General features: G+C 41.8%; 20 protein-coding genes. 4 read left to right on the top strand and 16 right to left on the bottom strand.

Annotation, left to right across the window (positions count from 1 at the left end; translation table 11 throughout):
* Nucleotides 1-68: 68 nt before the first annotated feature.
* Both ACSX1H_RS16465 and omp85 read left to right on the top strand, forming a co-directional pair.
* Complete coding sequence (locus tag ACSX1H_RS16465; RefSeq protein WP_439185329.1) at nt 69-980, top strand: YitT family protein; 912 nt, start codon at nt 69-71, stop codon at nt 978-980.
* Nucleotides 981-1,108: 128 nt separating this feature from the next.
* Nucleotides 1,109-2,446: an Omp85 family outer membrane protein gene (gene omp85 / locus ACSX1H_RS16460; protein WP_439185328.1), complete on the top strand. Its 1,338-nt coding sequence runs from the start codon at nt 1,109-1,111 to the stop codon at nt 2,444-2,446.
* 1 nt (nt 2,447) lies between these two features.
* Here omp85 and ACSX1H_RS16455 read toward each other — a convergent pair whose 3' ends face one another.
* The 9 genes from ACSX1H_RS16455 to ACSX1H_RS16415 form a co-directional block, all read right to left on the bottom strand.
* The gene (locus ACSX1H_RS16455; RefSeq protein WP_439185327.1) at nt 2,448-3,590 is read right to left on the bottom strand and encodes a DUF819 family protein; all 1,143 of its coding nucleotides are present in this window, start codon (nt 3,588-3,590) and stop codon (nt 2,448-2,450) included.
* A gap of 33 nt (nt 3,591-3,623) precedes the next feature.
* Nucleotides 3,624-5,030, bottom strand: a complete 1,407-nt coding sequence (gene dacB, locus ACSX1H_RS16450) for a D-alanyl-D-alanine carboxypeptidase/D-alanyl-D-alanine endopeptidase (RefSeq protein WP_439185326.1) — start codon at nt 5,028-5,030, stop codon at nt 3,624-3,626.
* A complete protein-coding gene (locus ACSX1H_RS16445; RefSeq protein ID WP_439185325.1) occupies nt 5,027-6,067 on the bottom strand; it encodes a DUF6340 family protein in 1,041 nt (346 codons plus the stop codon). The genes dacB and ACSX1H_RS16445 overlap by 4 nt, the downstream gene beginning before the upstream one ends.
* Nucleotides 6,068-6,076: 9 nt before the next feature.
* On the bottom strand, nt 6,077-7,240 hold the full coding sequence (locus ACSX1H_RS16440) for an iron-containing alcohol dehydrogenase (protein WP_439185324.1): 1,164 nt from the start codon (nt 7,238-7,240) through the stop codon (nt 6,077-6,079).
* A gap of 110 nt (nt 7,241-7,350) precedes the next feature.
* Nucleotides 7,351-8,097 (bottom strand): 3-oxoacyl-[acyl-carrier-protein] reductase, encoded by a 747-nt coding sequence (gene fabG / locus ACSX1H_RS16435; protein WP_439185323.1) that lies wholly within the window; start codon nt 8,095-8,097, stop codon nt 7,351-7,353.
* Between the two features lie 355 nt (nt 8,098-8,452).
* Entirely contained in the window at nt 8,453-9,619 is a 1,167-nt protein-coding gene (locus tag ACSX1H_RS16430; protein WP_439185322.1) for an ABC transporter permease, read from the bottom strand.
* A gap of 125 nt (nt 9,620-9,744) precedes the next feature.
* On the bottom strand, nt 9,745-10,698 hold the full coding sequence (locus ACSX1H_RS16425) for an HlyD family secretion protein (RefSeq protein ID WP_439185321.1): 954 nt from the start codon (nt 10,696-10,698) through the stop codon (nt 9,745-9,747).
* A 217-nt stretch (nt 10,699-10,915) separates the two neighbouring features.
* Complete coding sequence (locus ACSX1H_RS16420) at nt 10,916-12,343, bottom strand: TolC family protein (RefSeq protein ID WP_439185320.1); 1,428 nt, start codon at nt 12,341-12,343, stop codon at nt 10,916-10,918.
* A 112-nt stretch (nt 12,344-12,455) separates the two neighbouring features.
* Nucleotides 12,456-13,031, bottom strand: coding sequence for a TetR/AcrR family transcriptional regulator (locus tag ACSX1H_RS16415; RefSeq protein ID WP_439185319.1), 576 nt, complete (start codon nt 13,029-13,031; stop codon nt 12,456-12,458).
* A 313-nt stretch (nt 13,032-13,344) separates the two neighbouring features.
* Here ACSX1H_RS16415 and ACSX1H_RS16410 point away from each other — a divergent pair, with 313 nt between their 5' ends.
* Nucleotides 13,345-13,512, top strand: a complete 168-nt coding sequence (locus ACSX1H_RS16410) for a hypothetical protein (RefSeq protein ID WP_439185318.1) — start codon at nt 13,345-13,347, stop codon at nt 13,510-13,512.
* Between the two features lie 354 nt (nt 13,513-13,866).
* Here ACSX1H_RS16410 and ACSX1H_RS16405 read toward each other — a convergent pair whose 3' ends face one another.
* From ACSX1H_RS16405 to ACSX1H_RS16375, 7 genes are all read right to left on the bottom strand, one after another.
* A complete protein-coding gene (locus ACSX1H_RS16405; protein WP_439185317.1) occupies nt 13,867-14,286 on the bottom strand; it encodes a hypothetical protein in 420 nt (139 codons plus the stop codon).
* A gap of 183 nt (nt 14,287-14,469) precedes the next feature.
* Entirely contained in the window at nt 14,470-15,630 is a 1,161-nt protein-coding gene (locus ACSX1H_RS16400) for a retropepsin-like aspartic protease (protein WP_439185316.1), read from the bottom strand.
* Nucleotides 15,631-15,728: 98 nt separating this feature from the next.
* Nucleotides 15,729-15,887 carry a hypothetical protein gene (locus tag ACSX1H_RS16395; RefSeq protein ID WP_439185315.1) on the bottom strand — a complete coding sequence of 53 codons (159 nt, stop codon included), beginning with the start codon at nt 15,885-15,887 and terminating at the stop codon, nt 15,729-15,731.
* 304 nt (nt 15,888-16,191) lie between these two features.
* Entirely contained in the window at nt 16,192-17,193 is a 1,002-nt protein-coding gene (locus tag ACSX1H_RS16390) for a hypothetical protein (protein ID WP_439185314.1), read from the bottom strand.
* On the bottom strand, nt 17,186-17,449 hold the full coding sequence (locus tag ACSX1H_RS16385) for a hypothetical protein (protein WP_439185313.1): 264 nt from the start codon (nt 17,447-17,449) through the stop codon (nt 17,186-17,188). The genes ACSX1H_RS16390 and ACSX1H_RS16385 overlap by 8 nt, the downstream gene beginning before the upstream one ends.
* A 120-nt stretch (nt 17,450-17,569) precedes the next feature.
* The gene (locus tag ACSX1H_RS16380; RefSeq protein ID WP_439185312.1) at nt 17,570-18,715 is read right to left on the bottom strand and encodes a hypothetical protein; all 1,146 of its coding nucleotides are present in this window, start codon (nt 18,713-18,715) and stop codon (nt 17,570-17,572) included.
* 73 nt (nt 18,716-18,788) lie between these two features.
* The gene (locus ACSX1H_RS16375; RefSeq protein ID WP_439185311.1) at nt 18,789-18,947 is read right to left on the bottom strand and encodes a winged helix-turn-helix domain-containing protein; all 159 of its coding nucleotides are present in this window, start codon (nt 18,945-18,947) and stop codon (nt 18,789-18,791) included.
* A gap of 436 nt (nt 18,948-19,383) precedes the next feature.
* Here ACSX1H_RS16375 and ACSX1H_RS16370 point away from each other — a divergent pair, with 436 nt between their 5' ends.
* Nucleotides 19,384-21,264 carry a methyl-accepting chemotaxis protein gene (locus ACSX1H_RS16370; protein WP_439185310.1) on the top strand — a complete coding sequence of 627 codons (1,881 nt, stop codon included), beginning with the start codon at nt 19,384-19,386 and terminating at the stop codon, nt 21,262-21,264.
* The last annotated feature ends 1 nt before the right edge of the window (nt 21,265 follow it).

Below are 21,265 nucleotides of genomic sequence, written 5' to 3'. Positions count from 1 at the left end.
CATTTTAGCGGATGATGTTTACTTTTGCACCTCCAAAAAACACAACTAATCATAAAAACCTACAAAAAATGGAAAAAATAAAAATTGCCTCCCAACTGTACGGAGAGAGTTTAAAAAGAAATATACTGGATTATGCCCTCATATCACTAGGTGCATTTATTTTGGCTGCCGGGTTTGTCTTTTTCATCAACCCCTACAACATTGTGCCCGGAGGTGTTTATGGAATTGGCATTGTAGTTCACCACCTGGTACCTGCCATTCCTGTTGGTACTTTTGGCTTAGTACTGAACATACCCTTAACCCTATTGGGTATTAAAATATTAGGGGCTCGATTTGGCTTAAAAACAATTGTCGGCATGGTGTTAACAACTGCTTTTATGGATGGCCTTACCTACTTTATTGGCGAAAACGATCCTTTGGGGTTAGCTGATGACCTTCTACTTTCGTGCGTGTTTGGAGGTATAGTAATTGGATTTGGTCTGGGACTCATCTTCAAAGCAAAAGCTACATCGGGCGGTTCAGACATTGTGGCAATGATACTCGCCAAATACAGCCGAATATCAGTTGGACAGCTTTTAATAATTGTCGATTCGATCATTGTTTTGGTGGGTTTACTTGTTTTCAAAGACTGGAAAATTCCGTTGTATTCATGGATTGTGATTTTCATTACCGGCAAAGTAATCGACATCACGATTGATGGATTAAACTATGAACGGGCACTTGTGATTGTCTCGGACAAGCATGAATTGATCAAAGAAAAAATTCTATACACTCTAGAACGAGGAGGCACCTATTTTAATGGAGAAGGCCTATTTAGCGGCAATAGCAAACGTGCCATATTCACCGTGGTTACACGTCGCGAAGTATCGGCCCTCCAGGATATGATCAAACACATTGACCCCAAAGCCTTTATAGCAGTAATGGAGACATCCGAGATTATCGGTGAAGGCTTTAAATCACTGGAAGACAAAAGCGAGTAAGTGACAGACAAAAATGTTTCATCTACAGGCCAGGCTTTATCATTTTTGCCTGGCCTTTCTGTATTTTAAATGATCACAGAATTTTTCCATCGAATGGTATTACCTTTGAGCATCCTAAAACTAAGACGATGCTCAAATCCATTTTTTTTACTTGCTTGCTATCCATAACAGTAATTTGTGCAAGCGCGGCACCAAATGACTCCACCTACCTTAAGAAGGGCTTTACTTTCGGACTACTGCCCGCCATCTCTTTTGATGCCGATTTAGGCTTTCAGTATGGTGGCCTGTCGAACTTTTACTGGTATGGCGATGGTTCCAACTATCCGGATTATGAGCACTCCCTTTATCTCGAATTCTCGAAATACACGGCTGGCTCCACTCTGGCCCGCTTATACTACGACTCACCTAAACTACTTCGCGGCATAAGAACGACCGCTGATATAACCTGGTTCAGAGATTTGGCCTTGGATTTTTATGGATTTAATGGTCGGGATGCCGTCTACAACAGTGATTGGGAAGATGATGGCTCTATTCATTACAAATCAAGAGTTTTTTACCGCCATCACAGAGGCATGTTTCGAATAATGACAAACCTGAAAGGGAAAATTGTTGACAGTAAGGATGAATGGAACTGGATGGCAGGCGTGGTATACTTCAATTTTGATATTGGCCCGGTCGATGTCGATCGCCTGAACCGCAAAAAAGATACGGAAGATCAATTGCCACAAATTGATGGCTTGTACGACAAGTATTTACAATGGGGAATCATTGCCCCTGAAGAAGCTACTGGCGGTCAGCATGCCTACCTTAAAGCTGGCATCTCATACGATACTCGAGATATTATTGCGAACCCGGCCAGTGGTACATGGACAGAACTATTTATATCCCACATGCCGTCATTTTTATCGACTCAAAAAGGAAGTTATAGCCGCATTAGTATTTTTCACCGCCAATATTTTAGCCTCACCCGGCAAAAAAACCTAATAGCTGCCTACCGCATTGGCTATCAGCACAAACTTCATGGAACCATTCCTTTTTACCTGCTCCCCCACATGACTACCAGTACATTAACTTCGGCTACTTCCCAGGGCCTGGGCGGTGCCAAAACATTACGTGGCATTAACCGCAACAGAATTGTTGGTGATGGCGGTGTGCTCACCAATGTTGAGTTGCGCTGGAAAATATGGAAAAGTAAGCTCTTCCGCCAGGATTTTTACCTGGGGACGAACTATTTTATTGACATGGGATTAATCACTCAAGAATATAAAATAGATAAATCCAGGGTGCCCGAAGGCGAATACAGCCACTATTTCAACAACGTTCGAGACAAAGCACATTTCAGCTACGGCCTAGGCATCAAAGGGGCACTTAATGAGAACTTTGTAGTCTCCGCTGACTATGGAATGGCCACCAGTGAACAAGACGGAACTTCAGGACTTTACATTACCCTCAACTACTTGTTTTAAATCAGAAATAACTTAGCACAACCGCCATCAGAAAACCCAGATAATTACCAATTGCATAGCCGATAAGACCAATTGTAAGGCCGGGTACCAGCACCGAATGATTGCGCAACGAACCTGCAACCACGGGAACAAAAGGCGGACTACAAATAAGCGCTGCCGATGTGATAATCACCGTATCGGCATCAATTTTCCGCGTTCGGGCTAAGAGCACATGTAACACCAGGCTCACAAACACCACAAAAGTTATGTAGGCAAATATCACCGGATTAATATCGCTTAGATTGCCCAATCGCACTTTGGATGCCACCACAATGCTAAAAATTAAGATCAGATACATCCCCAAGCTAAATGTGCCCGGTGTTGAATTAATTTTCTTGATAGAGGAGCCGCCAATACCCATTGCTGTGATGAGGAAGATAAATACTACCATCTTTAAACTTTCGGGCATCAAAAGCATAACTCCGCCGGCAAAGGCCACCATTAGTATGGTAATAAGCAGCATTCTTAGTAGTTTCAGGCAACGGTGTTTGCGCTTCAGGTAATCCCATAAACGTTCCTCACCACTGCCTATTTCTGCTGCAGCGTTGCTCTCCTTACTTCGAGGCAGAAACAGACTAAAAAGGCGCTGCCCTACACTCATTAAAAAGAACAAATAAACAGCACCAATGGCCATGTCGTAGGAATGAACAGCCAGGTAAATTTCCTCGTTCACATCCAGAATCATTTTGAGAGAAGCCAAATTAGGTGTACCACCACTATAAATCCCAACCAGCAAGCCGCCAACCTTATGAAAATCATCTATTTCATTGCCATGAAACAACGCATAGCCAATACCTACCGATATGAATACAGCAACAAGAGCAAAGAGCAAAGAGTAAAACGGTTGGGCGGCCAGTTTTTTCCAGGCACGAACATTTGAGGAGAACAGCAAGAGCGGAATGGCCAAAGGCACAGTAACAGCCATCAGCACCTCCTGAACCATTTCGAAACGCTCATCTATGAGCCCCGATAAGCCCAGAAGCAAACCGAACAGATAAGCCAGAATAACAGAGCCTATTTTATTTAGAAACTGGTATTTATCACATAAAAAAAGCACCAACGCGGGCAGCGCGGTGTAGAGCATTACAACGAGTACCTGAATCATTCAGTCAAAATTTTACACAAAAATATCCAGTTTTTAATTCTGAACAATTATTTGCTTCATCAGAGCTTCCATATTTGACCTAATTTCGCTGTAAGGCTCGGTAAAGTGATTGGCCATTATGCAAAATGCAAGCGTTTTTCCTCCATTGGTGGTCAGGTATCCACAGTATCCAAGCACCCCATTCATAGAGCCACTCTTCCCTTGTACTTTCCCCTTAAACTCAGGTTCTTTCAATATACGTTTCAGGGTTCCATCGGTTCCGGCCAGAGACAGTGAATGGAGAAAATCGCTTCGTAAATCGCTTTGATGCATTTGCCTTAAAACACTTACCATATCAGTCGCGCAAAAAGCGTTAAAAGGTGACAGACCGCTGCCATCATAGAGGGAAGCAGAAAACCCGGAAAGATTGTTGGCCCAATAGTTACTGAGAGCTCTCACGCCTTCATCCCAACTTACTTCATTTGGCTCATTGACCAAAGCCAGCAAGAGGTGATCAGCAAACAGGTTGTGGCTGGTTTTGTTAATCACTTTTATAATTTCTCTTAAAGGGGGTGAAGAATGACACAATAACAAAGCAGTTTCCGTCGATTCCTCAAGATGCTTTCTTTCAATAGCATTTACAGCAATACCGTTGCGTATTAAAAAAGCTTTAAGTTCACGAGCCAATGTCAGCTCCGGATGAGGCAGCGCCCCCTTTATAACAAACTCACTCCTGCCCTGTGGAATGCTTCCGCTAACATACCACTCTTTCATATATCTATTTCCATAAATATACGCACTATCTTTATTGTTAGCCGCAGTTCTCACCTCACAGTCAATTCCAACATCGATAACTGGATCTGTCCGGACAATATCAACGGGTCTTCCCACTCCATTGGGCGAACGCATCGTAAGGGCAAATGTGTTCTCCTTATAAGTTAAACCATTGGGCACGGCACCATAATAGTTGCCCATATCCTCCCATAGACGCTTAGAGGGGTAAGGTATTCCATTAAGACAGGAATTATCCACTGCCAGACTTTCAATCGAACTAATCCCTCTGGCCTTTAGAGTGGTCAACACATTTTTGAACACGACTTCCGTGCGGCTCTCTTCAAACCTCCTGGAGCCTATGGTCGGATCGGCACCACCAACTACATGCAAGTTATAATGTCCACCCTGCTTTTGGACATAAAAGTTTGTTTCGAATTTAAACTCGGGTCCCAGCACTTCCAAGGCAGCTGCAGTACTCAGAATTTTTGTTAACGAAGCCGGCGTCATGCGCATGTCAGGGTGATAAGCAGCCACTACCTCGCCACTTGTTACCTCAACGGCCAATACCGATACAGCACCTTGTTTCGATATAGTAGGTATAGACTCTTCTCCTTTAGGTTTGTTTTGCTGAGAAATGCCCGTGCAAGCACATAGTGTCAGCACTGAAAGAATTAACAAATACCTCATTGTAAACCTCCTATTTGCTCTTCCAGCTTTTTAATATCACGATAGCGTCGAACCATGTCAACGTATAATTTTTTAGCCACCTGCCGCTCATCGGCAGTTCCGGTGACCCCTTTCATTTCAAAAGCCTCATAACTTTTGTAAGCCCACTCAACGGCCAATTTCATTTCACCCCGCGCCTCCAAGGAGATGGCAATATTATTGGCTGCCTTGCCTTTTTCTCTTGAATTGCCATGCTCATAAATAAAGCCCCATAACTTCTCGGCCTCATATCGGTTATCCTTGCTTAACCACTCTGCAGCATTCACAAAGTGGCTATTGCCTGTTAAGTAAACGCGCCTCTTGACTGGCTCCCAAAAGGGCACCAATTGATCTGCAAAAGTCGCTCCAAGGTAGTTTCCCAACTCGATAGTCGCCTCTTTAAGAGATGGAAAGCTAACTACCGATGTTGTCACATCCTGGCCCACCCCATCCCAGTACAAGGTGTCGCGCTGCGGGTAGGCATAGAGTATATCTCGTGAAAACTTATCGAATAATCGCCAGTAGACTAAGCCCCTTACGTCCATTGTGGCATAATACTCCACCTCCATATCTTGTACAGAAACGGAAGTCCCATACTCGGCGCCATCCAATGACAATACGGCATCGGCATTATGCCGCTCACAAATAGCAGCCACCTGCTGCCAGGTAAGCGAACGGTAAGGTTTTCTATCTGACACGGTGTTGTACTGCAATGTATCAATATAAACAGTATCAAAAAACCGCCGATAATCCAACTCCTTTTTCAACTGAGAAATAATAACCGATACGAATGTATCAACCCGAACGGTATCAAGCCTCACCTCATCGCCCAACACATGCGCTATGTGCGCATTATCAGGATTAAAAGGGAACGCATTATCGACGATAACAACCGATTTGATTGCAGGCGGCACCGAATAGGCGGCCGGACGCAATACATCGTAATACATTTCCTCGTAAGACTTACAGGAAAACAACAGAAGTACTAATAAGACATATAGTGAGTGGCGACTTTTCATACACTTTTATTACAAGGCTTTGGTCAAAATGGCACTAACATCTTCTTTACCTAATTTCTTAAACATTCCTAAAGGACCAAATTTGCAGGCTCCTTCACTCATGGTAGAAATGTGTGCACCATCTATATCAACCTCTCCAAGACTAGCCGGCATATTTAAAGAGGTAAAAAACTTCCTGGTTTGGGCAATTCCTTCTTGTGCCGCCTGCCTATCATCTGTTGCGGTAATGCCCCACACATTGCGGCTGTATTGTGCTAATTTGGGTGCTGTAGTTTCATCCAGCACATACTCCATCCATACAGGGAACAGGATAGCCAAACCGGCACCATGAGTCAGGTCGTAGATGGCACTCACCTCATGCTCCATCATATGGGTTGCCCAATCGCCAAAAAGTTTACCAGTACCCGTTAAACCATTCAGCGCCAAACTAGATGCCCACATCATATTGGCTCTGGCTTCATAATTATCAGGTTCTTCCAATAAAACTGGCCCATAGTGAATACAGGTTTTTAGTATCCCTTCGGCAATGGCATCCTGCACAAAAGTTCCTTTATCCTGAGTAAAGTACTGTTCAAAAATATGGCTCATTACATCGACCACGCCTGCAGCGGTTTGCCACTTGTTAACAGTAAAGGTATAGCTTGGATCCAGCACAGAAAAACGAGGTCGTAAACTATCGTCTCCGGCAGCTCTTTTTTCTTGCGTTTCGTCGTTGGAAATAACAGAGCCTCCATTCATTTCACTACCGGTAGCAGCCAAAGTAAGCACCGTACCTATGGGAAGTACTTTGTCAATTTTTGCTTTGCGAATGTAGAAATCCCATACATCTCCCTTATAATCCACACCCATAGAAATAGCTTTAATGCAGTCAATGACACTACCGCCGCCAACACCAAGAATAAACTGCACATCGTTTTCCCGGCACAAACGGATGCCTTCCCTCACGCTTTCGATACGCGGATTAGGTTGAATACCTGATAGTTCAACAAACTGAATACCGCCATCCTCCAGCACTTTAACCACTGTATCATAAAGGCCTGACTGCTTGATTGAGCCACCTCCATAAGCCAGTAACACTTTATTGCCGTAGCGAAGAATTTCGCTGCTAATTTCGGTCACTCTGTTTTTTCCAAAAAGAATTTTGGTTGGCACTTCGTATGTAAAATTTTTCATAATTCAGATTTTAACTTTAGTTAACAAAAACAATGCCAATGCATCTATCCTATAAAAATAAAAAAGGGCAGTTAAAAAACCACCCTTTTCATCATATATCAGTGTAAAACTTACATATTCATTCCACCACACACGTGAATCGTTTGGCCACTCACATAGGCCGAAAGGTCTGAACCTAAGAACACACAGATGTTGGCAACATCTTCTGGGGTACCACCACGCTTTAAAGGAATCTTTGCTTCCCAGTCTTTCTTTACATCCTCAGGTAATTTGCCTGTCATTTCAGTAATAATGAAACCAGGAGCAATAGCGTTACTACGGATACCGCGTGAACCCAGCTCTTTAGCAACAGACTTGGTAAAACCAATCATTCCTGCTTTTGAAGCTGAATAGTTGGCCTGACCAGCATTACCGCTTACACCCACTACTGAGCTCATGTTAACAATAGAGCCTGAGCGCTGACGTAACATAGTTGGCTGTACAGCCTTCGTGAAGTTGAAAACAGATTTAAGATTGACGTTTATAACTGCATCCCACTGCTCTTCAGTCATACGCATCAATAAGGTGTCTTTTGTGATACCGGCGTTGTTCACCAAAACGTCAACCTGACCAAAATCCTTAACGATTTCAGCAACTACCTTCTGTGTATCTTCAAAATTACTTGCATCAGAAGCATAACCTTTAGCTTTTACTCCCAGTGCTTCCAGTTCCTTTTGAGTTTCTTCAGCAGCTTCGTTAATTACTAAGTCAGTAAACGCTACATTACAGCCTTCTTGTGCAAAACGGATTGCTATTGCTTTACCAATGCCACGAGCAGCACCGGTTACAATAGCGGTTTTTCCTTCTAGTAACTTCATATTGTTTTATTTATAAGTTCAAATGGACATATTTTCAATGACCGGTCCATCATTACAATAAACTAATGCGTTAAATCTATACCTCAGTAAGCACAAAGGCTAACTGTTTAAAACTTAACCCGACAAAAATAGAACAATTCTTAGCTTTTCACTAGTTTTTTGGCTGAAATACACAAACTAAGGGCCATGGCATTAGCTCTCGATTACTCCTGATTTGGGAGCACATTAAATACAGACCCCCTAGTAATCAAGCCTCTAAATTTCATTTTCTTTCTACTTAAATTAAAAACATGTAAGTCGTCTTGATAGGCTCCTGATACGAACTATGTTCTCACTCCCAACACAAATAGCCCCACTACCTGGAAGCAGGCTTCGCCTTTTTTAGCCGAGGTAAGGTTTTAAACAACACTAAATTAATCACCGTAAAGAAGAGTGTAATATAGAGTAAACCATGAAGCTGTGGTAAGATATCAACCAGATTGGCTCCATAAAACATGAGCTTTCTTAAGCCCTCTAAAAAGTGCGTCAGCGGAATCGTTTCGGCCAATACAACCACCCAATCGGGCATTTGCGACAAGGGCCAGGTAAACCCGCTTAAAATAAAACTGGGTGTTGCAATCACCATAAGCACCTCCGTGGCTTTTAGCTGACTTGGTATGGCCAGGCTTACTGTAATTCCCATCATGGTAACCGAGAGAATCAGGGCAGCCAATAGCGCTATCATGCCCCAGGCATGCACCTGCAAGGGTACCTTAAACAACGGAAACATGGCCCACAAAGCTGCAATAACGCCCATCCCCATCAACCAAAATGGCAATGATTTTATAAGCATGGCATACCACGGATTTTTCACCCGCGGGTAAAACTCAGTGACAAAAGTATTCTCCTCCTGTTCGCGTGCAAAACTAAGCGCCATGGCCAACATAAACACCTGCTGTATAATTACCCCTAATACGCCGGGCCAAAGAAAGGTCATGTAATTGGCTGCCTTGTTGAAAAAGCGGGCATAATTAACGCTAAAAGCTTCGTAACTGGCTTTAGCGGTAGAGAGTGGCATGCCAGTTTTGGTTAAGCTCTGTATTTCGATGCCGGCATTGAATGTTCCCAGGGCCACCTGAATAGCTTTGGCCGCATAGTTGGCCGGAAGAATATTGGCTGTATTGACCTCCACTTGTATCTCCGGATGTCGTTTCTGGATGATATCAGCTTCAAAACGATAAGGAATTGTAACCACGGCCTCATAGCCCTCATCTATAATAGCCTGGTTAATGTCCTGATTATCGAACCTGACCGTAACGGCTAACACATCGCTTTCATCCAGCATATCAATTGCTCGGTGACTCATTGGTGAATCATCCATATCTATCACTAAAACCGGCAGATTATCGACCTTGCCCTTGCTGTAAACTGCGCCAAGCAATAGCCCATATAGCAAAGGAGCTCCAATAAAAATAGCCATCACCACCGAATTACTGGCAAATAGCCTGAACTCCCTTTTTAACAACTCAATGAAATTATGCATCTGTGTAAAATTTATTGTTTTCTGATGAATGGTACGCCCATCGTATCTCCACCTTTAACCCAACTGCAGACAAATCTATCTGCCCAAAACTCCTTGATGAATGACCGCCTCATTACCACAGCCTGTCACTTAATAATTACAGAAATATTGGTCAATAGCTCACTAACATCTGCTCCCTTTTCAGGCACCGCTTTTAGCTCATAAATTGACTCTCCCAATTGATACTCGGGAAACGCAGAGGTAACATCGGCATAACGCGTCAGCTGTTTAATCGCTACTATTGTGGCCCGATAGTTTTTACCATCAAAAGGTGAAAGAATATCAATAGTTTTCCCCACTTTGTAGTTATGAATTTGACCTTCGGCAATGGTAAAGCGGAAAAAGGCTTTATCCAGCTGGTAACCCGTGGCAATGCCATAACCCGGTAAAACCAGCTCACCTTCGTGCAAGGCAATGGTTTCAATGGTCATAGCCTGAGGCGCCACAATGTAGCGTTCGGCGAAGGCCACCAATGCCTCTTGGCGGGCACCTTTTGCCCGTTCATAATCACCTAAAGCCATTTGCACCTTTTCATTACGCACGCCTTTTTTCACCTCTTCGTATTTGGCCTTTACGCCATTGTACTGGGCTTTGGCGGCCTGGTATTTCATATAAACCTCATCGTACTGCTGCACCGATACCATACTGTCTTTAAACATGTTATGAATCCGGTTGTACGACTTTTCAGCAAAGCGATACTGTTCACTCACGGCATCCAGTTTAGCCATCACCTGCTCCAACTGTTCGTTGGTAGCTCCCCGCAATGCCATTTCATACTGGGCTTTAGCAGCACTCACCGCTCCTTCCGCCTGATTAAGTTTAGCTTCCACTTCGGGCATATCCAAAAGCATTAGCGTATCGCCTTTATTTACCCTTTGCCCCTCCTGAGCATAAATGGTAAGGATGCGCCCCGGATATTTGGATACCACCATCAGTGCATCGCGTTTAACTTTTCCTTGTGGCCCGTCTATTGTTTTATTCTGACAGGCAATTGCCATTAATGCGATTAATCCAATTTGCCATTTAAAAAGTGCTTTCATCTGTTTAAATTTATTTCATTAGTCAGCTGTAACTCCCAAATAAATTTGCTCATCCGCCTGTATGTCAAATTGGATAATCAAATTTGTATGGTCGATTCATATGCTTACATTTTCTTTCATCCAGTTTAGAAACTTACTCTGCAGCGTGGTGCTCATGTGCAAAATACTGCTCGTGTTGCTTCGTGTTTTCGGTAGGTTATGCAAGTTTTAAGCTTGATTACTTACCTAAAGTCCTCACAGTAGTCAGGTTTAACTGGCCACTGGCATTTAAGAGCTGAATGGCACTCTGCCGCTGCATGTATACCGTTTGGTAGTAGTCGAGCACCGACTTTTCGTAATCGGCCTGCGCCTCCAAAAACTCACTGACTTTTATCAATCCGTTCTGATACTCTCTATAGGATATGTCCATACTGCGCCAGGATACCTCCTTTTGTTTAGCCCTAAGCACTTCCTGGGCTGTTGTCACCTGATAATTATTAAGCGCGTTGTTATAATTAAGCATCAGCATTTCAGCGGCCTCAGCACGCTTGTTTTCTGTCTGCTGAATGCTGATTTTAGCTTTTTGCCGTTCGTGGCGGGTATGTAAACCATCAAAGAGCTCCCATTTAAAACCCACTCCCACCATATTTAGTGGATACGCACTCATTTCATTAAAAGCCAGTGGGCCAACTTCACCGTTGGTAAAGCCTGCATATTGGTGGGCTGCAAAAGCCTGCACTTTGGGTAAATAACCACTCGACTCACTTTTGAGCTTATACTCAGACGCCAGCACCGCCTCATCCAATGCTTTAATTTCGGGACGCTCTAAATAGCTGCCGGAACCAACCGCTCCTTCGAAAGGGCTTAACTCCACCTTCAGGCCAATGAGACTATCCAGAGGCAAGCCGGTTAACTGATGGAGCTTAAGGTGCAAGAGCTGTTTCTTGCCGCGAAGCTCAATTTGACGGGAAGATAAATCCAGACGAGCGATTTCTATCTTCTGGTAATCGTGCTGAGTAATTAGGCCTTCAGACAGTGCTTTTTGAGCTACCTGAGCTTCCCTGTCCAGCCGGCGCTCACTCTCAGAAAGCACCCGCTCTGCCTGCATAATCAGCGCCACTCTATCGAAATAACCAGAAACCTCCGCTATTAAATCCGCTTCACTTTGTTCCAATAAATATTCGGCTGCCTGCATTTTATGTTTCACAGCCTTGCCCAAATAAGGTACTTTAAGGCCAGTAAAAAGCGTCCATTTAGCGGTGAGACCACCCATCCATAAGTTACCACTGTAATCCAACTCCTGGTTGATAGCTGGCACAGCCAGCTCCATTGGAGGCATGGTTAGCGGCGGCATACCAGGTATTTGAATGGGCAAAGTGAGCTCGGGCGTTGTAAAGGGAATTGGCTCAGTATCGATATTCAATTGCCCTTTTGAATAGGCATAGCGGCCTCCCAGCTCGATCGTTGGAATATAGGTATGGTATATCTGCTTCTGAGTAACGCCCATCCTTTTAAGTTCGAGCTGCTGATTTTTTAGTGCTTTATTATGCTCCAGGGCTGCCTCAATCATATCTGGCAACTCATAAGCCTCATCTTTTCCATGCTCCTGGGCCTGCACTGTAAGCGCCCAACATATAACCATTAAAATGAACAACCGTTTCTTCATTACCGTAACTCGTTTAAATTTTTCGCTATTAACCATGGCCACTAACCTTCAACCTATAAACCTGGCTGTCAGGCAACCTGTTAATGTACGACATTTATTTAATAATCACCTCTTATCCATTCACCCGTATGGCATCCCAACAGGCTTCGGCATACACCTGCACGTCAAATTCGCCCGACAAAAGTGTGGTATTGCGCGACATTCGCACGAGGGCAGTCAATGGGCCATGGATCAGCGCAATTAAGCCCGCAATGGGAATGGCCTTGACAATGCCTTCTTTTTGTGCTTGCTCCAATAGGGTATATACAGGGCCCAACAGGCGCTCTGCGTCGGACTTTTGGTTGTCAATCACAAAAGCATACTGGTTGATAAAGTCGGGCACCCGCTTATCTTCAATATAAGCCACTAAGACCTCGCGCCATATTCTGATAAAATTGTTCTTAAACGATTCCTGCTCCGTGTAGCGGGCCTGCACCAACTGATTAATTTCACTGGTAATCATTTCATAAACCGAAGCCAGCATCTCCTCCTTATTCTTGAAATGCACGTAAATTGTTCCGGCAGCAATGTTTGCTTTTTCTGCAATCATCTTCATGCTGATGCCATGCAACCCATACTGAGTTACCAGCGTGAGGGCTGCATCAAGTATGGCAGCTCTTTTGTCTTTTACTTTTCCTCTAACCTGCATGTTCTTCTATTTAAACCTTAATGAATGAGCGTTCATTAATTTGGCAAAATTATGGGTTTTTATTTAATGAACGAACATTCATTTATTAAAAATGGTTAATTATCAGATATTGAAGTAAACTACCACTGCTAATCATAAACAATACTTGTATCAAAGTAATTATTAAGTATACTTCTTTGATACTCACAGCTGCACCCCCGAAGGTGATAAGATTTAGAAGCTAAGCGGGCTGGTCATAAGCGACATCAGCTATTAGTAAATTGAACGACTGAGCACTTTTGTAAACCTGGATGAGGAAAAATATCCCAGACTGATGCAACTTTTTACAAAGGCCGGCATACAAAACCTGGCACAATTAAAACACAAAACGTTCGATATTGAAAGTATTCAGTCATCGAACCTCGATAAGCTAAAACAATACCTCGAGAACAGCCGAACCTATAAAGCCGCTATGGAAGAGGTGATCGCCGTTCGTGTTTGATGGCTAACTGTTCTGGCTCAAGCACTCGCTCATGTACATTATTTACTCACTTTTGTGTGATTTTAAGAAGGTCGTCTCCCTTTTTTATAAAACGGCCTGGCTTTGAAAGAGATTTTTCTGGCTCTTACCCGGGACACGCTCTCATTTTGACACAAGCGGCCCACATTTTTCTACATTCATCATGAAATTTTACTGAAAGGAGACTGATTTTCGGAGAAAATTCTGACCAAAAGCTAAACGCAGGTCTGAATTTTATCAACGATTGAGCAAAAAAGGCAGGTAAATACATCAACACCGTAAAAAAGAAAGGCCAACAGTATCGGGATTAACTATTGACCTTGAGAATAACGATTGCTATTCAGAAGTTTTCTTAGTGCGTGCACGTGGGAAACGCTGTTTCAGTTCGGCCACTTTTTCTTTAGCCCCCGGATGCCCCATTTTAGCAGCATTTTTCATTAAGCTATACACCATCAGCGAAGCATTATAGGCTTCATGCCCGGCCAGAGCTTTAGAATCTTCAATAGCTGACGCAATGCGATCAAGCTTAAAGCTTAAGCCTCTCAGGCGTGTAATAGCATCCACATCTTTTTCAAGCGCTGACACATCCACAAAGGCGTTGAGCAGAGCCGTATCCTGCTTGGCGATTTCCAAACTTTTATCAACAAAAGCCACCGACTTATCACCCATACGCAATAAATCGGCCTTTTCGCTCTTTTCCAATACAAACAGCTTTGGCATTAACACTTGCTCAAGCACCTTAATAGCTTCATTCACTTGGACTTATTCTTCTTCGGTAAAGATAAATTCAAGTCTATTTTCTTGCATAGCATTAGGTTTTTATGATTAAAAAAATTGATTAGCAAGACGAGTATAGGAAAAGTCACTCCGATTTTTTCGGAGTGGGAAAGATTTAACCAAAAATTATTAGCAGATAGAAGTGTAATGGAGAAAGGATTATCAATCAAATATGGGTTCTTTTTTTAAGTTAATTACCTCATCAATACCATTTATTTTTACTGAAATTACTTCCTGTTCCAAACAGGATTTTAACCTCGAATTAACCACACACGCATCTAAGTCTTCTAGGTCTTTTAAATCATTTCCATTAATGCGTAATATCTTTTGTCCAACATCAAGCCCAGCATAAAATGCCGGAGTTCCTTCCCATACAAAGGAAATGGCTAGCTCCCCACAGGAGTAGGTCATATCAAAACCAAACGTTTTTCTGATACTAAATTCCTGAACTATTTGTTTTATAAACAACCTTTTATGCGTCAAATCTAAAATAACACTATAGTAATCCAGAAAGTCTACTCCCAAACTATGATCATCTTCATAATTGATATCTGACACAATACCTGTTAAGCTTGTTTCCCCAATAAGAAAGTTTGTTTCAGGCATAAATACAGCAACTGTATCAACAATAGAATTTCCAAAAGCAGTGCTGTAATAATGCCCCCACCCCCTTTTGAGTTGTAGTTTTCTCATCATAGGGACTACACTGGAACTTATTGCTAGGAACGTATTATCACCTGTATCAAACAATGGATAAAACTGAAAATTCCGCTCAAGTTCAACCTGAATATAAGGAACGGTTGCAAACGATAACTTTGGTTTATGGTATCCTTTCTTACTTATGTGCTTAAAATCTGACGCGATTTCAATACTATCTTTACTTAATTTCCAAATCCCATTCTTTATTAAATTAATCCCAAGTATTCCATCAATTCCACACTCTCTGCTTTGCACAAATGTTAAATCCATTACCATACATTTAACATGTGAAAATTCAACCCCTGAAATCGAAATATCTGTCTCAACGAAAGGAAATAAATTTGTATCAATGCCGTCACTAACTGAGTCAACACCTGTGGATTTAAGGTTAAGATCTTGCTTAATTTGCTCTGAAATGACGGAGTAACTGCTTCCGGTATCTAAGATGAAATTATATTGTTTTGAAGAGCCATTAATTATTACTCCAGAAACAACTAATGACCTATAATTAGGATTTAATGCTACCTTTTTATAATATTCTTTTGGAGAATAGGTAGTTATTTTTTGACCAAAAGCTACTGAGCTACAAAAAACAATTAAGATTAACGTTACGTTTTTCACCATTATAATATTCTTTGTTATACACAAAATGAGAGAGCTTATTGCTCTCTCTTCGAAAAAAAGTATCATCCTACCAGACCTCCAATGAACTAAAGCCAGAACTATACATTTCTATACTTCTTTTTAGTAATCGTGCCGTTCTTATTACGCACGATTTTAACATCCCACTTTCCGTCACCATTTTGGTCAATTTTTTCAACATCTCTTCCTCCTAAAACTTTCTGCATTTGCTGCATTGATAAGCTTTCAATCTTTTTCATCTTTTCAAAATTTTAAATGATTTACTCAATAGCCCTGAGTAAAATTGGGGCATTCTTCTGGCCAGAACATTAATGTACCACAAGTATAAAAATGCCCACTCCGATTTTTCCGGAGTGCGAAAAATCATTTCACATGTTCTTCCAAAATCGCTCTTAGCGGATAAATCATTCGTTGGGCCAGGGTCAGGTCATCGGTAATTATTTCGGCCACACCCTGCATATTCTGCTTAAAAGGTAGTAGCCTGCCATAGTTAGAACCTGTTTGGACACTTCAAAACATCCATTAATAAAGTTACAGCTTCATTTATTTGCACTTATGCACCTTAAGTAACTGCATACCAGCTAATATCTTTTGCCATTCCCAATCACCATCAATCTTCATCTCAATATAATCATCTCTCATCAGAATTTTAGCTTTTTCATTGCCCTCAATTAGTAAAACACCTCCTCCTGGCTTAACAACTATTTTGCCCCATTGGTCAGTCAACTCCATAAAAGGAAAGAATATACCGAAATCGGGAATATTAAACATGTGATTGGGACTAAAGCCAAACTGCCTGTTTGACGACAGCCGTACAATGTACGACGGCGTATTTGCAAAAACAGTTTTAACCGAATCGTTAAAATGTTGTATTTGTTGCTGCCTTAATAATTCCTGGTTATAATAATGAGTAAAAACCGAATCACTGTAGACGCCAATCGTTAATTGGTTATCAACACAAACAGCCTCTTTAAGCATGATGGCCATGTTGCTATCTGAATTTAAACAGAGCTTCCACCCTGGAACATAGCTATCGAGTAACAACGCATAAATCAAACCGGTTACGTATCCAAATCGACGATGTATCGATTTTGCATCAAGCAATGCATCACTCTTTTCATGTATATATGCCATACAATGTGATTTTAAATTATAAACAGCCTTTACTGCAGTATATTCAGCTAGTCCTTCTGCTAATTCAAAAGCAGCTTCATCGTCGGTATAATCACCATATAGGTTCATCAGGTGTAAGCGACAAGCCAGAGCCTGACTTAACAACGAATCGCGCTGATTATTTGTGCTTGCCAGGGCATTTGCCAGGTAATGGCATTCTGTTTTTAATAGCGCATAAGCTTCCGGTTCGTCCAGATGACTATTATTACATCCCCTGGTTTTGAAAATAGAATCCTGAATGCTATGGAATGATTCATGCAACACAAGCAACAATGCTCTTTCAAAATCATCAGGCACTGGCAAAGCCACCAATGCAGCCGGCATTCCATTCAAAACAATATCTGTATTAGCTATAATAACACTATCAGCCAACACCCTTGTAAAAACCTGTAACTAAAGGCACGTAAGCTGAATCGACCTGCCATGTACTATATACTTCTCGCGTTTGTCGATTGACATAAACGATATATTTCCCCAGTGCACGCTGCCAGATATCAATAAGTGCTGATTGATTACTATCAATCCAGCTAATGATTTGATGCAGCCGTTCCGTTGGTTGCTGAGCCGGTAGGAGGCAACTCAAAAAAATAAAAGATAATGAAAGCAAGTAGTTTTTATACTTTGGCATATTGCTAGTTTATAATGAGGTATATACTACCAATTACAATAATTGTCTTCAAACCAACTATTCAATGGTTAAAATGTGAAATTCATTAATTTACCTTTCTGTTAGTAACGACTCATTCAATTACTCTTTATTCTTCATTTTGTTTTTCATAAAAGCATAGTGGGTGTATTGGGTCATAAAATTGCGGTTATCAAGTATAAATCCCTGCAAGGCATTGCCCTGCTTTTCTATATACTTATTCCTATATTCATTCTCAGTCTTCCTTTTTACACTGCTATAATCCATAAATGTGTAACATGTGTCGCAGTTTTCTACAGCATTTTTTATTTCCCTAAAAGGAAATTCAGCATACCATGTGCCTTCAAGGTAATTTGAATCCATGGTAATAGGTTGCAAACCAATTTGGTTTCTTCTGGCATTAATGCTATCGATTTCTTCAGGACGCGCCCTTAACATTGGATAAACAACTTCATTATCATAATCTACTTTGACAGCCAGCTCTCCATAAGGATTTCCATCATGGTACTCAACAATACTAACGTAAATTTCAGGAGTGATTAAACCTGCGTGCAAAGCCTTATAAATAATTTCTTTAAACCGATTTTCAGCCCGGTTTGAATAAGAACTATCGGCTTGTAAATCCTTATCATTCTTTATTCGGTTATACAATCCATAGTAGTGCCTTAACATTGTTTGAACCTTGAATGCTAAAGTATCCTTGCATAAAAAGAATATCGGAAAACCATTCCTTTCAATATAATTAGACACTTGATCTGCCAGCCTAAAGAATAGGGTGTCTTGTTCGGCAATACTATTGCACGACTGAGTGCTTTGGTCAATTAAGGAATTGCTGTAGTAGAAATCGCGTTCATCCTTATCAAGCATCGCTTGATAGGCCTTAATAATTCCATCAGATTTCTTCACAAAATACTTCCAGCTATTGGTCTGCTTCTTTAGAGGAGCAAACTCTTCTTTGTCAAAGTCATTCATCGAATAACCTTTTAACAACAGTTGTTCGGCATACTCAAAAGCAGCCAAATAATCCCCAACTTTTATAGCACAAATACAAGCGTTATGAATATTCTGATAAGATACATTTGAATATACCTTCAAAACATTATCATAAATACTCAATGCTTTTTCGAGATCCTGAACTTTAATATACTCTTCTGCCTGATTTATCTTATGAAAAAATGCTATGTAGTCTTTGCCATTGCAAGACATAGAAAACAACAAATAAACAAACAGAACTAAGTAATTTGTCATTTTAAATAATTTAAGGTGTAACACTATCGTGCATATTGCCATAATTTAAGCTTCTTTGTTCTGCTAGATTACCCTATGCACCACTGTGTTTCAGCACTCTGATATATTCATACAAGGTACTCTCCGATATGTCCAAGCGATTAGCCAGCTCCTGCGGTGTACCGGTCGCTTTGCGCTTAATTAGCTTGAGGATGCGCTCATAGCGCTCCATTTGGGTAAGAAATTTCATCATTCAGGTTTAAGTTTTTTAAAAAAAAGACCGCTATACTAGCAGAGGTGATAAGGCTGCTGCAACGGATAGTTCATTGCTGCGCTCTTAAAAAGCCATCGCACGATTGCTGAGAGCCTCACCTTTACTTCGTTTGTCTTTTTTAATACAATACTACTAAGCACACAGAGTGGCTGCTCACATTATATTATCACTTAATCCCGATAGTAGTGTTTACAAAAATAATTATGATTATTTAACCGGCAAGTATTCACTCCTATTCAGAATCATTCTAACATCATTAACACTAAACAGATAACTCCTTTGAAGTTCCTGATAAATTAATCATCAACAAAAAACACCCTCCCATCAATAAATGGAGAATTGGACAATGATAAATGGTGTTAAATTCTATTTTTGTAGCGGAATCTGTATCTATAAAAAAAATTACTGCTAACCGATGAAGTTTACCCTTAAAACGAAGCTTTCGGGCTTTACAATACTTACCGTAGGGAGTGTATTTTGCATCTTTCTAATTGTTAGTCTGGTTTTCATTAAGCGCTCCCTTTTAGAGTCCCATCAGCGATTGCTCAACGAGGAAACACAAAAAGCGGCGCAAACAATTAACAAACAGCTCTCATCGCACATGGGTATTGCCCGCGGGCTGGCTCACGCTTTCGAGGTGAGCTATCTGGCTGGCTGGGAACAAATGGATCCCTACTTTAAGACCTCACTAAAGCGGGTTGCCGAGAGTGAGCCTGATTATCTGGCTGTATGGAATTGCTTTCAGTATTCTGCCATCCGCCCGGATTGGGGTGATCAACCAGGACGCCTCACCGCCAGTTGGTCGAGAGAGCAAGGGGCCTTAAAACTTAAAGAGATAGAGCGCGATGTTGATGGTATCAAACCCTCGCCCTACTACGAAGTAATTGGCACGCTGACCGAAACAATTGTTGAACCTTACTGGTACTACTTTGGCGAGGACCAAGAGCAAAAAATACTGGAAACATCCATTGTGATTCCCATGCAGGCGCAAGGAAAAGGCATTGGCGTTATTGGCATTGATTTGGCCCTGGATGCGTTTCCGGCCTACATCGCCAATATAAAACCGTTTGAAACCTCAGAGACCTATCTGCTATCGGGATTGGGCACCATTATCGCCAGCATGGATAACAGCAAGTTAGGGCAGCCATTAACCCATTACTTCGAAGGGCTGGATACGGGTCAATTGAAGCATATAAGCGATGAGGCAGGTAAAACCATGGCGTGGTCGGCCAATGGTGAGCAGTACATCATAACGCTGGCAGCCATCTACCCTGGGAAAAGCCAAACTCCCTGGTTTGTTTTGATAAAAACGCCTAAAAAAGAACTTGTAGCTGAGGCCAATCGCATTGTAATCATTCTGTTAGTAATCGGCATCCTGGCCATTCTCCTCATTGCACTTTCAGTGTATCTGGTAGCAAAAAAAATCACAGCCCCTATCGTCCGATCCAGCCACATCACTTCCTCCATATCTTCGGGCGACTTAACCAGTAACTTCACCTACAAGAAAGAGAACGACGAGCTGGATATTCTTAATAACTCATTGCTCGATATGCAGGAAAAATTATCGGTAGTGATTAAAATGATACGCCAGAATTCACAACAGATTCAAAATACGTCGAACAGACTGGAAACCGATTCTGACTCTTTATCAAATGCCACAGCTTCCATGGCGACCTCATCCGAAGAAGTGTCGTCAGCCATTGAAGAAATGACTGCCAATATTGAGCAAAACACAAAGAATGCGCAGCAAACAGCTGCACTTTCTCATACCGCATTAAAAAGTGTGAAAAACAGTAACGCATCAACACAGCAAATGCGACAAGCAATGGGATCGGTGGCCGAGCGGATTTCCGTCATTCAGGACATTGCGGCACAAACAAATATTTTATCGCTCAATGCAGCCGTTGAAGCTGCCCGAGCTGGTGAAGCCGGCCGCGGTTTCTCCGTCGTTGCCTCTGAGGTGAAGAAGTTGGCAGAGCGCAGTCAGCAAGCGGCCAAAGAAATTGAGAAATTATCGCGTCGGGCCTTAATGATCTCAGAAAAAGCGGGCAATGAAATGGAAGAGTTGGTTCCCGAAATTGAAAAAACCTCCACTTTGGTGGATGAAATAGCTGCAGCTAACCTGGAGCAAAACATGGGCATCCAACAAATCGCTGGCGCCTTACAGCAGTTAAATACCGACACACAACAAAACGCAAGTCTGGCGGACGCATTAACACATAACGCAGATGCGCTAAATGCATTTGCCAACGAGCTGGAGCGCCAAGTAGCTTATTTTAAAGTAGCAGATAATTAAA

This window comes from Carboxylicivirga taeanensis, from assembly GCF_051851475.1.
Taxonomy (GTDB): domain Bacteria; phylum Bacteroidota; class Bacteroidia; order Bacteroidales; family Marinilabiliaceae; genus Carboxylicivirga; species Carboxylicivirga taeanensis.
The sequence above is the reverse complement of the archived record's forward strand: the minus strand, read 5'-3'. Positions and strand labels throughout refer to the sequence as shown.

Bases quoted from the DNA above. Each gene is read 5' to 3' on its own strand.
- ACSX1H_RS16465 (WP_439185329.1), top strand. From the start codon at position 69: ATGGAAAAAATAAAAATTGCCTCCCAACTGTACGGAGAGAGTTTAAAA.
- omp85 (WP_439185328.1), top strand. From the start codon at position 1,109: ATGCTCAAATCCATTTTTTTTACTTGCTTGCTATCCATAACAGTAATT.
- ACSX1H_RS16455 (WP_439185327.1), bottom strand. From the start codon at position 3,590: ATGATTCAGGTACTCGTTGTAATGCTCTACACCGCGCTGCCCGCGTTG.
- dacB (WP_439185326.1), bottom strand. From the start codon at position 5,030: ATGAGGTATTTGTTAATTCTTTCAGTGCTGACACTATGTGCTTGCACG.
- ACSX1H_RS16445 (WP_439185325.1), bottom strand. From the start codon at position 6,067: ATGAAAAGTCGCCACTCACTATATGTCTTATTAGTACTTCTGTTGTTT.
- ACSX1H_RS16440 (WP_439185324.1), bottom strand. From the start codon at position 7,240: ATGAAAAATTTTACATACGAAGTGCCAACCAAAATTCTTTTTGGAAAA.
- fabG (WP_439185323.1), bottom strand. From the start codon at position 8,097: ATGAAGTTACTAGAAGGAAAAACCGCTATTGTAACCGGTGCTGCTCGT.
- ACSX1H_RS16430 (WP_439185322.1), bottom strand. From the start codon at position 9,619: ATGCATAATTTCATTGAGTTGTTAAAAAGGGAGTTCAGGCTATTTGCC.
- ACSX1H_RS16425 (WP_439185321.1), bottom strand. From the start codon at position 10,698: ATGAAAGCACTTTTTAAATGGCAAATTGGATTAATCGCATTAATGGCA.
- ACSX1H_RS16420 (WP_439185320.1), bottom strand. From the start codon at position 12,343: ATGAAGAAACGGTTGTTCATTTTAATGGTTATATGTTGGGCGCTTACA.
- ACSX1H_RS16415 (WP_439185319.1), bottom strand. From the start codon at position 13,031: ATGCAGGTTAGAGGAAAAGTAAAAGACAAAAGAGCTGCCATACTTGAT.
- ACSX1H_RS16410 (WP_439185318.1), top strand. From the start codon at position 13,345: ATGCAACTTTTTACAAAGGCCGGCATACAAAACCTGGCACAATTAAAA.
- ACSX1H_RS16400 (WP_439185316.1), bottom strand. From the start codon at position 15,630: ATGGTGAAAAACGTAACGTTAATCTTAATTGTTTTTTGTAGCTCAGTA.
- ACSX1H_RS16395 (WP_439185315.1), bottom strand. From the start codon at position 15,887: ATGAAAAAGATTGAAAGCTTATCAATGCAGCAAATGCAGAAAGTTTTA.
- ACSX1H_RS16385 (WP_439185313.1), bottom strand. From the start codon at position 17,449: ATGCCAAAGTATAAAAACTACTTGCTTTCATTATCTTTTATTTTTTTG.
- ACSX1H_RS16380 (WP_439185312.1), bottom strand. From the start codon at position 18,715: ATGACAAATTACTTAGTTCTGTTTGTTTATTTGTTGTTTTCTATGTCT.
- ACSX1H_RS16375 (WP_439185311.1), bottom strand. From the start codon at position 18,947: ATGATGAAATTTCTTACCCAAATGGAGCGCTATGAGCGCATCCTCAAG.
- ACSX1H_RS16370 (WP_439185310.1), top strand. From the start codon at position 19,384: ATGAAGTTTACCCTTAAAACGAAGCTTTCGGGCTTTACAATACTTACC.